7 protein-coding genes are annotated in these 14793 nt (G+C 39.0%); 4 read left to right on the top strand and 3 right to left on the bottom strand.

Annotation, left to right across the window (positions count from 1 at the left end):
• Nucleotides 1–63: 63 nt before the first annotated feature.
• The 3 genes from BM179_RS17835 (at nucleotide 64) to BM179_RS17825 (ending at nucleotide 6580) form a co-directional block, all read left to right on the top strand.
• On the top strand, nucleotides 64–1110 hold the full coding sequence (locus tag BM179_RS17835; protein WP_092018516.1) for a FecR family protein: 1047 nt from the start codon (nucleotides 64–66) through the stop codon (nucleotides 1108–1110).
• Between the two features lie 238 nt (nucleotides 1111–1348).
• Complete coding sequence (locus tag BM179_RS17830) at nucleotides 1349–4780, top strand: TonB-dependent receptor (RefSeq protein WP_177219442.1); 3432 nt, start codon at nucleotides 1349–1351, stop codon at nucleotides 4778–4780.
• A 12-nt stretch (nucleotides 4781–4792) separates the two neighbouring features.
• Entirely contained in the window at nucleotides 4793–6580 is a 1788-nt protein-coding gene (locus BM179_RS17825) for a RagB/SusD family nutrient uptake outer membrane protein (RefSeq protein ID WP_092018515.1), read from the top strand.
• Between the two features lie 115 nt (nucleotides 6581–6695).
• Here the strand turns inward: BM179_RS17825 and BM179_RS17820 are convergent, their stop codons facing one another.
• From BM179_RS17820 to BM179_RS17810, 3 genes are all read right to left on the bottom strand, one after another.
• Complete coding sequence (locus tag BM179_RS17820) at nucleotides 6696–9815, bottom strand: AsmA family protein (protein ID WP_092018514.1); 3120 nt, start codon at nucleotides 9813–9815, stop codon at nucleotides 6696–6698.
• 1315 nt (nucleotides 9816–11130) lie between these two features.
• A complete protein-coding gene (locus BM179_RS17815; RefSeq protein WP_092018513.1) occupies nucleotides 11131–11586 on the bottom strand; it encodes a DinB family protein in 456 nt (151 codons plus the stop codon).
• Between the two features lie 94 nt (nucleotides 11587–11680).
• Entirely contained in the window at nucleotides 11681–13666 is a 1986-nt protein-coding gene (locus BM179_RS17810) for an alpha-1,4-glucan--maltose-1-phosphate maltosyltransferase (protein ID WP_092018512.1), read from the bottom strand.
• A gap of 319 nt (nucleotides 13667–13985) precedes the next feature.
• On the opposite strand from BM179_RS17810, the gene BM179_RS17805 reads away from it, so the two are divergent.
• Nucleotides 13986–14750 (top strand): septal ring lytic transglycosylase RlpA family protein, encoded by a 765-nt coding sequence (locus BM179_RS17805; RefSeq protein ID WP_092018511.1) that lies wholly within the window; start codon nucleotides 13986–13988, stop codon nucleotides 14748–14750.
• Nucleotides 14751–14793: the final 43 nt, after the last annotated feature.

Genomic DNA, 14793 nt, shown 5'->3' with positions numbered 1-14793 from the left:
ATTTAGGGTAAGTCGGGGTGATTCCCGACTTAGATACAAAGACCACACAGAACTAGCATTATCATGAATAAAAGTGAGTTCAGACAGTTACTTCGTAAATACCTTGACGGGGAATGTAACGATGAAGAAATTCAGAAAATAGACCATTGGTATAGTCTGCTTGGAGAACATACAGAATTGGATCTGACCGAAACTGAGAAGGAGAAATTAAAAAACCGTCTCTGGCAGAAGATAGAAGCAGGATCCGGAGCTTCAGAAGTTCAGGTCATTCCACTTCTGAGAAGATTTAAAACCCGATGGATTGCCGCAGCGGCGTTACTTTTGATTGGCGGATTCAGTTACTGGGCTCTTTTGAAAGAGAATTTATTTTATGAACGTACAACCTTAACCGTTGTCTCTCAGAATGGTATTTCCGAACAGATAAATGAGACAAGGAGTACCCAGAAAATACAACTTTCGGACGGAAGTGTTGTAGAGCTGAGTCCGGAAAGTTCTATTCGTTTTACGGAGAAATTTGAAGGAGATAAAAGAGAAGTTTTTTTATCAGGAAATGCCTTTTTTAAAGTAGCCAGAAATCCTGAAAAACCTTTTTACGTGTATTGCGGAAAAATTGTAACGCAGGTACTGGGAACTAGTTTCTGGGTAAGAGGTAATAAAAGTTCCAAAGCAGTAGAGGTAGAAGTAAGAACCGGAAAGGTTTCTGTTTTCGAACAGAAAAATGATAAAAACAGGAAAGAGAATGTCAAAGTATCAGCTGGGGTAATTCTGACACCTAATCAGAAGGTTGTTTACTTTTCTGACAACGATCATTGGGTTACGGGCCTGTCTGCCAATCCTTTACCAATAGTGGATGAAGTCAGGAAACAGGAAAAGACCCTGATAAGCTTTGCGTTTAATGAGACACCTTTACCCCTGGTTCTTAAAGACCTGGAACAGGTTTACGGCATTGATTTTATGATGGAAAATGAAAGTTTACGAAACTGTACTTTCACTGGAGAAATTATGCACCAGACTTTGTATAATAAACTTGAATTGATTTGTCAGGCCATTGATGCAACCTATGAAATCAGAGGTACTCATATTCTGATTTCAGGGAAAGGCTGCAATTAAAAAAATGTGTTTTCTCCTGTTACCATTGAAAAATATACTAACTGTTAAACCAAAATAAATTTTAAAATTTAAACCAAAACTGAATGGAAAAATAGATACCCTCCCCCTCCAACAAAGAAAAACCGATGATGCGCTAACATCACCGGTTCATAGTCTGCTCTCATCATAATCTCTCACAATGATGATGAAGAGCCTTTTTGTCGAATTCTCTCAAAACCCAACAAAACATGTCAAAAATATGAAAAAAACACGAAACCTCAGAGTACTGATCTTTCCAATTATGAGAATATCCCTGATACAAGTGTTAATTGGTATGGTATTTTTAAATGTGTCGCATGCACATCATTTAAAAGCACAAGAATTCTTAAACCGAAACATATCACTCAATACTGAAGAAACAGAAGTAAAAAGAGTGCTATCAAAGATTGAAAAACTGGCGGATGTAAAATTTGTGTACAGCCCCAAAACGATTCAGGCTAACCGCAGAGTATCGATGAATATTCACAATCGAAAACTTTCAGAGGCTTTGGATGTTGTTTTAAAACCTTTGGGCATTTCTTATGAAGTCATCGATGGTCAGATTTTACTGAAAAATATGTCATCGGGGACCAGCAGTGATGTCGCCTTGAAGGAAATCGCTTCAATTAGTTCACTTACTGAAATGGCAGAGATTACAATTTCAGGAACAGTGACTGATGAGAAGGACGGAGCCTTGCCAGGTGTGAATATTATTTTGAAAGGAACCAACCGCGGAACCACAACTGATGCAAAAGGCCAGTATAAAATCAAAATTCCGAATGAAAATGCTGAATTGGTTTTCACTTACATTGGCTACAAAAGACAGGAACTGAAAGTTGGAAGCAGAACGGTAGTAAACGTTAGCCTTATTCCGGAAGAAACCTCTCTTTCTGAGGTAATTGTGGTAGGTTATGGTACTGAGAAAAAGGAAACCTTAACAGGGTCGGTGACCACGGTAAAAGGAGCTGAAATTGTTAAATCTCCTTCTATCAACGTGAGTAACAGCCTTGCAGGACGTTTGCCGGGTGTAACTGCCGTAACGCGTAGCGGTGAACCTGGCTATGACGGATCTACAATTCGTATCAGAGGAGTGAACACTTTGGGAAATAATGATGCCTTAGTGGTAATTGACGGTATTCCGGGCCGTTCTTTAGACAGAATTGACCCGAACAGTATTGAAAGTATCTCTGTTTTGAAAGATGCTTCTGCCGCAATTTATGGAGCTCAGGCAGCAAATGGTGTAATTTTGATTACGACCAAAAGGGGTAAATCAGGAAAACCAACGGTTACTGTAAATTCAAACTTTGGTTTAAGCCAGCCTACTGTTTTACCTAAAATGACAAACTCTGCGGAATATGCCCAGGCATTAAATGAGGTGGATATGTACAGAAACCGCCCGCCAAGATATACGGCAGATGATATTACGAAGTTTGCAAACGGATCTGATCCCTGGAAATATCCAAATACCAACTGGTTTGACGCCGTTTATAAAAACTGGTCTGGTCAGCAGTTTACGAATGTTACGGTTTCCGGTGGAAGCGAGTCTATCCGTTACTTCATGTCTTTAGGTGAGAAAAGTCAGGATGGTTATTACAAAAACAGTGCAACCAAATACACGCAGTATGACTTCCGTTCGAATCTTGACGGAGATATTAACAAGAATATCAATGTCCGTTTTGACGTGTCCGGCCGTATGGAAGACAAAAATTATCCAACCCGTGGTGCCGGAGATATTTTATGGATGTTGATGCGTGGTAAACCGAATTTACCTGCCTACTGGCCAAATGGACTGACAGGTCCGGATATTGAATACGGAAATAACCCGGTAGTGGTAAGTACTAACCAAACCGGATACGACCGTGACAAATGGTACGTCCTGAATACCAATTTAAAACTAAATGTGAAAATTCCATGGGTAGAAGGCTTGTCATTTACAGCAAATGCTGCGATTGATAAAGGCTTTAACTTTCATAAACGCTTCCAGACGCCATGGTATTTATATTCATGGGATGGTACTTCAAGAGATGCTAATGGACAGCCTGTTCTGGTAAAAGGTAAGAAAGGTGTTGACGATCCGAACCTTACGGAATCAATGGAGGATAAGCAGGATATTTTGTTGAATGGTTTGATCAATTATGAACATACTTTTGCCAAAATCCACCACCTTAAGTTTTTGGTAGGAGCTGAATCAAGAACAGGAAACGGAGATAAATTCAGTGCTTATCGTCGTTATTTCGTATCTACAGCTCTTGACCAGCTAGATGCCGGCGGAGATGCTGAAAAGAATAACAGCGGTTCCGGATATGTAAGTGCAAGAAGAAATTACTTCGGTCGTGTGAACTATAACTTCAAAGAAAAATACTTGCTGGAGTTTGTATGGAGAGCTGACGGATCATACATTTTCCCGGAAGCCGGACGTTTTGGTTTCTTCCCGGGAGTTTCAGCAGGATGGCGTTTGTCTGAAGAAGAATTCTGGAAAAAAGGCGTTTCTTTTATCAATGATTTCAAACTGAGAGCTTCGTGGGGACAAACCGGAAATGACCGTATTGATGAATGGCAATATCTTGCTTCTTATGGTTTTCAGGGACAAAACATGGTATTTGGTATCGATAAAGAGAACAAAACACTGGCAGAAAAAAGAATCCCGAATCCTAACGTTACCTGGGAAATTGCCAATCAGGCAGACATTGGTTTCGATGCCATTTTGTTAAAAGATAAACTGAGCATTACTTTCGATTACTTTGATTATCGTCGTTCACAGTTATTGTGGAAAAGAAATGCATCTGTGCCTTCTTCAACAGGTTTGAGTTTGCCAAGTGAAAACATCGGGAAAACTTCAAACAGAGGTTTTGACTTTAATATCGCCTACAGAAATCAAAAAGGTGAATTAAAATATCAGATTTCCCTTAACGGAGGTTACGCTAAAAACCAGGTTGATTTTATCGATGAATCTCCGGGACGTCCTGACTATCAGCAAATCACCGGTCACCCGCTTCCATCAGATCCTAATAATCCTGATAATAACCTTTATTACGAAGCGATTGGTATTTACAGAGATCAGGATGCAGTGAATAAAACCCCTCACTGGAATGGTGCCAGAGCCGGAGATGTAATCTTTAAGGATGTAAACGGAGATGGTAAAATTGATGCCAATGACAGGGTTAGAAACTACCTGACCGATATTCCACGCTTCCAGGGAGGTTTTGGTGTGAATTTCCAGTATAAAGGATTCGATTTGTCAATACTGGTACAGGCAGCTGCCGGAGCGGTACGTTATCTTTCTCTGGAAAGTGGTGATTTCGGAAACTACTGGAAAGAAGATTTTGACGGAAGATGGACTCCTGACAATATTGATGCCTCAAAACCACGTGCCAGCAATAGAAGTGATGAGTATTGGAGATCACAAAGAAATACTTATTTATTGCATAACACGGATTACCTGAGACTTAAAAATGTGGAATTAGGTTATACTCTGCCATCAAAACTGATGAGTCGTTTCGGAATACAAAATCTGAGATTTTATGTGAACGGAAATAATCTGGCAACTTACTGCCCGGGCCTTAACGGATTTGATCCGGAAGACAATAACACCGGAGGTTTAAGTTATCCACTTTCACGTGTGATAAATGGCGGATTATCATTAACATTCTAAACAAGGAAATCGATGAAAAGAATAATTTCTATATTTACAGCCCTCATAATTTTATTAAATACAACGTCTTGCGACAAAGACTCATTAGAGAAACAGCCTCTTGATCAATATGCAGACACTGCGGTCTGGAATGATGCTGCTCTGATTCAGACTTTTATTAACAATGCTTACAGAGGTTTGGGACATGGGTTTAACAATGTGATGTTTTCTACTTTTGGTGACGAGTCGATGGCCGTTTGGGGCCCTGGAACCAATATTACTAAAAGTCTGGTTAACCCAAGTGACCTGAGTGACTGGGGTGGAGACCGTGCTTCGTACTTTTTGTGGGAAAATGTTTACAAAAATATCAGAGCCTGTAATCTCTTCTTCGATAAAATTGACGGAGCAGCTTCTGTAGATGCTGCCCTGAAAGACCGTTACAAAGGAGAAATGCACTTTATCAGAGCTTATCTGTATCATAACCTGGTTGCTGTATATGGCGGGGTACCGATCATTGATAAGTCATATGGTCTGAATGAAAACTATGCAGTTCCGCGCGACAGCTATGAAAAATGTATCAAATTCATTACAGATGAGTGTGATAAGGCAGCAGCTTTACTTCCATTAAACTATGATGCGGCTAATTTAGGCCGGGCAACCAAAGGTGGCGCTCTGGCTTTAAAAGCCAGAACACTGCTCTATGCTGCCAGCGATTTGTATGCGAATCCGACCTGGGCGAAAGGTTTTGCCAATCCGGAATTAATCAGTATTGTAGGAGGTGACAGAAAAGCACGCTGGCTGGCCGCTAAAAATGCAGCAAAGGCAGTTATGGATTTAGGCGTTTACAGTCTTTACAAACCAAATCCTGCTTCTTTGGAGGAGGCTTCCAAAAACAGAGAACAACTCTTTTTATCAAAACAATCTCCTGAAGATATACATGTGCGTTTCTTCCTGGCCAAACTTGATAATGATGGCGCATGGCCGGGTCGTTCAAACGGTCCGAATGGTTATCATAACTGGGGTGGTAATACACCTTTGGGACAATTAGTTGATGATTATGAGATGAAAGATGGTACTCGTTTTGACTGGAATAACCCTGTTCATGCGGCAAACCCTTACAAAAACCGTGACTCAAGATTCTATTCTGATATTTTGTATGAAGGAGCGAAATGGGCGGTGAGACCGGCAGATGTAAGAGAGAAAGATCCGAATGGAATTATTCAGGTCGGATATTGGGAAAAATGGAATGCAGGCTCTAATTCAATTGATGTAGTTGCAGGACTGGATACCAGAAAAGGCCCGATTGAAGACTGGAACGGAACTTATTCAGGATATTATCTGAAAAAATTTATGGATCCGACTGTTGAAGCACAATTCTTTAGAACAGAAGTACCCTGGAGATTTTTCAGATATACAGAAATTTTGTTGAATTATGCAGAGGCTTGCATCGGTTTGGGAGATGAAACTGAAGCAAAACAATATCTGAATATGATTCGTAAAAGAGCAGGAATGCCTGATATTACCGAAACAGGTACTGCATTGGTGAAACGCTATCAGAATGAACGTCGTATTGAATTGGCTTATGAAGAGCATCGTTATTTTGATGTACGCCGCTGGATGATTGCGCCACAGACTTTTGGTAATGCAAGAGGAGTGGAGGTTCGTTACAAACTGAACCCTGATAAAACTACTGCTACGCAGCCAACTGTTAAAGTAATTGAAGTGCAGGATCGGGCATGGAACGAGAGAGCTTATTTTCTTCCGATCAAACTGGACGAAATCAATAAGAATAACAAACTCATTCAAAACCCGCTTTATTAATCCGGGTTTTGGAAACCTCTGAACCTATTATCCGATTGATTAAAAATGAATTAAGCTACCGGCGTATGTCAGTAGCTTAATTTTTTATATGGAAAACCTTCTCAAATAACAAGGTTTAATTTTCAGTATCTTTCTCTTCTTCCGGATCATCCGTTTTATTGGATTTCCCTAATTTGATTTTTGGTTTTTCTGAAGTACCCGTAATTGTCATAGGAATTCCGAAAATACCGAAAGGAGGTAACCCTAAACGGAAACTCATATTCATTTTGTTGTTAAAATCGACTTTCCCCTCAAATCTGAGCCTGAATCCGGCCATTTTAACTTTTGTTCTTTCAATAGAAATGATATTGTTACTGATACTGGATTTAATGTTTACCTTCGAAAGATCGGGGTCTGTAATACCATTATGATCCGTTTTTTTACCGATAGCATTAAGCAGTTTAAATCCTTTCATTTTTATCTTTTTTACGGAAAGAACTCCACCTCCTTTTAAGGAAGGATAAACCGGCTGCATGTTCTGATTCAGTTTCCCGCTTAGTTTATAATCGAGAGAGACGATTCCTTCAGCGCTTGAAGCGGAACTGGTCATATCCCTGAAAAGCTTGATTTCTTTATACGCTTTCTTAATGTCAAACTCATCGGCTTTAATCTGATAATCAAATTGTGCTTTTTTGGGTGAAATACTTTTGTAATTGCCATTCATCGTCACAGGTGCATCAATCAGACTGAAGCCTGTTTCGTTTAAGGCAATATTACCGTCTTTTATGGCAATCTGACCCTTGAAGTCCTTAAGATTAAGTCCGTTATAATTAACTTTTTGAGCCTCTCCTTTAAACTGTATATCAAGATTAGCCGGGACTATTACCACACCTGTAGCAGCGGAAGTACTGTTTTGGGTTTTCGGAGCATCTGCATAAGCCATAAACTCATCAGCGGCAATCAATTTACTTTTCAGGTCAAAATTACCTTTTAAAGAAGCGTTGGGTTTCGTAGCATAATTGATAATGTTTGAGATTTCTCCGTTTAATTCAAAATCTGATTTACCATAAACGGCCTTGAAAGTTTCAAATTTTACTTTATCCTGATAAAAACTGAACAGACCCGAATTAATCATAAAAGGCTTCGGAAATAAATCAGAAGTTAGCTGAAGGTTTCGTACCCTCATTGATCCTGAGTTCGACAACTTGTTGTAATTACCGGAAGCTGCATCGCTTTGTCTGCCTTTCAGGGAGAAATTAGTTTTAATCAAACCATTTACACCATAACCATCCACCGCAAAAACCTTGTATAGCTTACCAATATCTATGGATCCGTTCGAACTCACGTTGTATCTGAGATCGTCAAGATTCTGAAGCTGTGCCTTCAGCGTAAAAGGCTGGTTGGCAAATTGAAAAGAAATCGGTCTGATATTGACTTTCAGATCTTTCGTCGAAGCACTTTTATTTACAACTTCAGCACTTACCTGTATTCTTTCGATCGGCAGGGGAGAGTATTTCGTTTTAAGCGTTCCGTCCTGCAAGGTAAAATTAGCTTTGGTTACGGGAAAAAGCTTTTTCGCAGGACTATATTTCCCTTTTGACTGAATATCGACATTGAGTTTTCCCAGTATTTCCATACCTTCCAAAGGATAGAATTTCCGGATATCGCCCAGATTGAAATTGGTCTGAATCCGGGCGTCTACGGGAAAATCCTTTGCATTGATGAGATTAAAATGACCTTTCACAAAGTTGTCAAGCACCATAAAGTTAAGATCACTGACTGCCAGTGTAGAATGTTTATAGTCATTGTCGGTACAATTTGCCAGTATATTGAAATTGATTTTCTCCATGGCCTGAGGCAGCGAAGCATATTTGAAATAACCGTTCCTGAAATGGGATTTTAAATCAAATTTTGGAATACTTGTAATGACCGTATCAACCTTTCTGACACCCGATCGGACAATTCCGGTTTTATACTGACCTTCCGCTAAAAGTGACAAATCAAACTGCCCTTTTACCTCAAAAGGTTTCAACCCGAATGCACGATGCCATTTTGCCAGATCAAGCTGCGTATTGATTTTGGCATAAACTTTCGGAGCCTTTATCCCTTTTACCCTTACCACAGAATTGAAGAATCCTTTATCTACTTTGAAATAAACAGAATCAATATTAACCCCGAGGCTGTCAGGGTTCAGACCCGGTAATTGGGTTTCAAAATCAAGAAACAGGTTTTCTATCGGAAAAGGGGCATTTTCGTTGGCAATATATCCGTTTCGAATCTTCATTTTAAAACTCAGATCCGGGCTGGTATGCGTTGAGGCAATGTATTTTCCGGCAAGTACCAAAGCGAGATCTCCGTGGCCTTTTACCTCAGTTTTTTCAAGCCATTTCAGATATTCCGGAGGAAGGGCTGTAATGATATTATGTAAATCAGTTTCCGCAGAACGAAAATTGAAGTTCATGGAATAACCATTTTTTAAGAACTCAAAACGACCTTTGAAATCGACAGGTAATTTATTGATTTTCAGGTCATTTTTTTCGAAAATAAAAGCCAGTGTATTGGTGTTGACCCGTGTAATCAGATCGGCATTGACCTTTTTGGAAAGAATATATGGCTGACCACCATAATATAAATCAACGGAATTTATTTCAGTATGGGTATGTAAATCAAAAACGGATTCACTCAAATCACCCTTCCCGGAATAATGAAAGCCTTTTGCATTCACCATCATGGGTAGAGACCGGTCATTATAAATCAGATGGCAGTTTTCCAGCTGAATGTTTTCCAGTTTCAGTGCTGCTTTGGAAGAGTCTTTGGGAGCAGTGTTTTGTGTCGGTTCGGCACGGTAAACATTATAATTAGCCTTTCCGTCTTTATCAACCTGAATATTGATATAACCATTTTCCAGAAAGATTTTATTGATGTTCACAGTACTTTTAAACAGAGAACTGAGGTCAATGCCCAGCCCAAGCTCCTTAGCGGAAAGGAGCGTGTCTTTTTCAAACGGTTGTGACCCATTGAGGGTTACATCGTATAAAGTAAAAGTGAGAGAAGGGAAGTGTTTGAAAAACGACAAGCCGACTTCAGAAAATGCAAGTTTTCCGTTGATACGGCTATTAGCCCAATCCTTTATTTTGGTATTTACGGTTTGCGGGAAAAGGTAGGGTAATAAAAATAAGAGTGAACACAGGATACCTGTTAGTAAGCTGCTTATTTTCAGGGATTTTATTAAAAATGCCTTGACGGGGAATTTCATGCAACGGGATTTAAAATCGAGACAATCCTTCTCAGGCAGAATGCTCTTTGGTGGTTAATCATAAAAATATACCCATTGATTTCAACCAATGAGGACTTTCAATCCATTCAGATTTGCTGCAAAATTAGTATAATTAAAATAAATTGTCCGGACTATTAGCAGGAAGCCTGTAAAAATTCCAACGATATTCTGCTGAGGATGTTGTAATTAAGGCCTGCTTTATACTTTATAAAACAGGCCTTTTTTTAATTAAGATAGCTTTTGTGGTAAAAAAACAGAAGTGTGCACTGATTAAAGTAATGTGGTTAGTTAAGTATTTAGGTTTTTGATTATCAGTAAAATAAAAATCCAGAAAGCAACAAATACAGCGATCAGGAGAAAAGCTTTTTTCAGGAATTCCCGTTTCTTTCTCCTCGCATTTCTCTGAGAATATTTAAAGTAATTATAATGTTCATCAAACATAACTAATGATAAGTTTTAATGAAAAACAGAGGATTTGGCCTCTTTTCTTCAATGGGTTTAACATTATTTACAGATTTGACTTTTATGATTTCCTGAAAAAGTTCAATACTTCACTTCCCCGGAATCTGATAAGGGAGGAATGAAAATAAAGTTCTTAACAAGCAGGAATTACAAGATAAAAGGCGGGTAGCCCAAAGAAAGAACAGGCATTCTTCAGTATAAATTTCATGTGCTCAATAAAAATCATACACAGGCAAAATTCTGGCGGTAATTTGTCTGCTCTGACGGATAAGTAAAATGCCTCACTCTGGAACTACCCGACAAAGTCATAGAAGGTACTTCTTTATATTTTTTGATTCAAAATACTATCAGGAAAAAGAAAAGTTGCCCAAGCGGAGTCCGTATGGGCAAGCTTATATAATTGTTCTACACCTAATAGTATTCTATCTACAGGTTTTGCCTATAGATTATTTTCTAAGTCTTGCAATCAACTAAAAACAATTGGATGATTGAAACCAGATACTGATTTCATAAAGACACACTTGCTCTGAATTCATGAGTAAAATCAGAACTCTTGATATACATCAATTATTTTGGTGTGTTAATATTAAATGTGTTAGACAAATTTAATGATCTGCGCTACACTGAAAAATGATTTTCGTCAGTTATTATACAGTTTCGCCAAAATTTATACTTTTTCTTTTTTTTGTACCAAAAAATAAAAAAAATAAATTGGAAAAGAGAAAAAGACTATTCAGCATACGAAAAAACCGTTTTCTGTCTGTAATCAGAAAACGGCCTTTGTATAATTTCCGGAAAAAATGACTAAAAATAGAGAATGTACTCTTCCTGATTATGACTGAGTATCCAGCAGGCGTCTGTGGTAGTTTATTTGTCCCAGATGATAATTTAAATGCCCCGAAAGATGGATGATAAAATATTCAGAGGTCATCGGATAGCCAAGTACTTCGTCCGGATAATTAGCACTTAATTGTTCGTCCGTCAGACTTTCCATCGTTTTTTCAACTTTTTCACTAAGTGCTTTCAACATTGTTAACAGCGTTTCTTTTGACAGGCCTTTGGTGCTGAATTCGGCCGGACGATCTCTTTCATAAGGAAATCCTCCCAATTCTTTTGCCAGATAGGTGCTTAAATTTCCGATCAGGTGGAGACAGAGATTACCGCCTGAATTGCTGATATCTTCTGCAATAATCCAGAGTTTAGTCTCATCCTTATAGTTTTCAATTTCTTTGAAAAGGCGGGATAAATCTCTTGCCAGTAATGTTTTTAAAGATTGTTTGACAGACATAGTGAGATGTGTTTTAATATAGAGAAACAAAAAAGGTCTTAAATTGCCATAGAATGTTCAAACAATTTAAGACCTTTTTCAATGGTTTAGGTTTTTAGATGCTCTCAATCCTGAAACAATGCATAGGCATAACATAAGGATCAAGTTCCACATAATTCTGACTTCCGGTCCAGATATATTTTGCACCATTGAGTAAATCGTGGACGATATACTCTTCATTTTCTGCCTTTTTTATCAGGTGCAGCGGGACTTTTACCACACCATGCTGGCGATTGTACGGGTCAAGGTTTACCACACAAAGAATCTGATTGCCATTTGCATGTGTTTTCAAATAGGCAATAATATTCTCATTTTCGATTGTACAGAATGTGATATTATTGGTTCGCTGCAAGGCTGAATTTTCCAGACGCAGATGGTTGACTGTACGGATTACGTGCGTCAGTTTATTTTCCATCTGCCAGTCCCAATGCTTAATTTCATATTTCTCTGAGTTGCTGTACTCTTCTTTTCCGGGGTTGGCTTCATTGAGCATATGCTCAAAAGTCGGCCCGAAAATACCGTAATTCGAAGAAAGTGTAGCTGCCATGAAATACCTCAGAAGGAAAATCGGTTCCAAGCCGCCCTGCATACACCAGGGCAAAATATCATGTGTATTTGGCCAGAAATTTGGCCTCATGAAATACCGCTGTTCAGATTGGGTGAGTTCATTCATATAGCTGATGAGTTCTTCTTTCGAATTTCGCCAGGTATAGTAGGTATATGATTGTGTATAACCCAATTTTGCCAATTGCTGCATTACTTTTGGTTTGGTAAAGGCTTCAGCCAGAAAAATCATATCCGGATATACAGCCTGAACTTCTGCAATTACCCATTCCCAGAAGGAAAAAGATTTGGTATGAGGGTTATCAACTCTGATAATTCTTACACCCCATTCTGCCCAAAGCATCATCACTGATTTCCATTCATCCCATAAAGCTTCCCAGTTTTCCGACTCAAAGTTAAAAGGGTAGATATCCTGGTACTTTTTAGGAGGATTTTCTGCATATTGAATCGTACCGTCAGGCCTTACCTTGAACCATTCCGGGTGTTCCTTGGCATAAGGATGATCCGGGGAACATTGAATGGCAAGATCCATTGCAATTTCAATTCCCATTGAACTGGCGGTATTAATCAGGTGTTTGAAATCCTCAACCGTTCCTAATTCCGGTAAAATAGCTTTATGGCCTCCCAGCTCAGAACCTATGGCATATGGAACACCCGGATCGGTTTCGGTTGGATTAAGGGTATTATTTTTTCCTTTTCTGAACTGGTGGCCAATCGGATGAATCGGTGGAATATATAAAACATCAAAGGCAAGAGATTTTACCTTTGGCAATACATTTTCTTCTACATCTTTAAAAGTGCCGTGCTTACCCGGTTTGGAAGATGCTGATCTTGGAAACATGGAATACCATGAAGAAAACGCTGCTTTTTCCCGGTCAACCCAGACTTTTAGTTCTTTGTACCGGCTTGCGTACTGACGATCAGGGTAAGCTGCAATGAAAGCTTTCATTTTAGCACTTTCCGCCAGGTCGATAGCTTCTTCATAATTTGATTTACTCTTAAAGATTTTAATCCAGTTTTTGAGTTCAGCTTTATCTTCTTTTGAAGCAATCAGAGCCATTTTTTCAAGAATCTGAGCTCCAACCAGAAGCTCCACTTCCAGATGCTGTCCGTCTTTTAATTTCAGTTCTACTTCATGGAGCCAGCTTGCCGCATGATCAACCCAGGATTCAATGGTGTATTCATAAAATCCGATTTTTTCCACCTTAAATGAAGCCTTGAATCTGTCATTGAAAGTAGAAATCATAGGTACCTCCGACCAGAGCGTATCCTGGCTGGATTTATATAAAAGACATGCCGAAAGAGAATCATGGCCATCGAGAAAAATATCAGCTTCTACATCAATCTGGTCTCCGGTGAATGCTTTGATTGCAAATTTTCCACCGTCCAGTTCCGGGGAAACCTGTTCAATAATTACTCTGCTTTGCCCTCCGGCAGGTTTTACAGAAGATGGTAATGATTGAATTCGCTTTGACATATTTTTAATAGATTTGTATGGATTGAATTTGGATAGCCTTTTTCTTGATATAATTCGAAAAAGCAGCTATCTTAACTCTTTATAAAAATGGATACTATGATAATCAGGTATGCGATTTGTAATGGTTTGCTTAAAAATACGGATGATAACTCAGTACCCGAAAGCTAATCATTGAATTATTTATAAGTTACAATAATAATGATTTTTGCTTAACATTTCATGGATGAATGACCATGTTTGATTTTATACAGATTTCCTTATTTATTTGAATACCCAACCCTAAAAACAATTTAATTTGAAAACTAAAACCTTACATGTTATGGAAAAGATTCTGGCTTTTTCATTCTTCTGCATCCTTTCACCTGGTTTCTTAAGTGCCCAGGGAACGTCAAATTATAATCATCCGCCGGCAGAGGAAGGGACAGCAAGATATTATGCCTCAAATCTTAAAGGCCGGATGACCTCATTCGGCGAAAAATATGATGATTCCCAACTCACTGCCTCGCATTCCCGTTATTCCTTAAATACTATCCTGAAAGTTACTAATCTTGAGAATAATAAATCAGTTGAAGTAAGGGTAAATGACCATTGCAAATGCGAGGAAGAAGGGAGGATTATTAATCTATCCAAAGAAGCTGCCTCTCGCCTTGGAATGATTGCCACCGGAAATGCGAAAGTGAGAGTAGAACTGATCTCCCCTTTGCCTGCGGATGGTCCGGGTTCTGCCCGGTTGATTACGTCGAAAGAAGAATCTCAGTCCCAACCAGTCGAATCTGCTTTTGAAAGTGGCTTACAGGTAAACCATACCTACAATCTGCAGGGAGTTGAGCAGCATCCGAAGGGCTTTGGTGTGCAGGTAACAGCCCTGTCAAGTCTGAAAATGATAGAAGATATCAGTGAGGAGTTGTTAAAAATGGGGGTCAGAAAAGAAGAAATATTTCTTCAGGTTGGTGTGAAAGGTGCTGGAAAAGTTTTCCGGCTGATGTTCGGAGAATTTGCTTCCAAGGAAGCTGCTTCCGAAAAACTTAATATGCTTGCAGGAAACGGATACAAAGGAGTAGTCCGCTCACATTATAACCTGTAATATACTTGTAAAAAATACTGGTAAAAATGGCAGAAAATGCTGC

It is taken from the genome of Pseudarcicella hirudinis (genome assembly GCF_900115665.1).
In the GTDB taxonomy this organism is placed as follows: Bacteria; Bacteroidota; Bacteroidia; order Cytophagales; family Spirosomataceae; genus Pseudarcicella; species Pseudarcicella hirudinis.
Note: the sequence above shows the minus strand (reverse complement) of the source record. Positions and strands in the feature narration are given on the sequence as shown.

What these genes read in the sequence shown, in the direction of transcription:
- BM179_RS17825 (WP_092018515.1), top strand. Translation starts at nt 4,793, where the DNA reads ATGAAAAGAATAATTTCTATATTTACAGCCCTCATAATTTTATTAAAT.
- BM179_RS17805 (WP_092018511.1), top strand. Translation starts at nt 13,986, where the DNA reads ATGGAAAAGATTCTGGCTTTTTCATTCTTCTGCATCCTTTCACCTGGT.
- BM179_RS17830 (WP_177219442.1), top strand. Translation starts at nt 1,349, where the DNA reads ATGAAAAAAACACGAAACCTCAGAGTACTGATCTTTCCAATTATGAGA.
- BM179_RS17815 (WP_092018513.1), bottom strand. Translation starts at nt 11,586, where the DNA reads ATGTCTGTCAAACAATCTTTAAAAACATTACTGGCAAGAGATTTATCC.
- BM179_RS17835 (WP_092018516.1), top strand. Translation starts at nt 64, where the DNA reads ATGAATAAAAGTGAGTTCAGACAGTTACTTCGTAAATACCTTGACGGG.
- BM179_RS17810 (WP_092018512.1), bottom strand. Translation starts at nt 13,666, where the DNA reads ATGTCAAAGCGAATTCAATCATTACCATCTTCTGTAAAACCTGCCGGA.
- BM179_RS17820 (WP_092018514.1), bottom strand. Translation starts at nt 9,815, where the DNA reads ATGAAATTCCCCGTCAAGGCATTTTTAATAAAATCCCTGAAAATAAGC.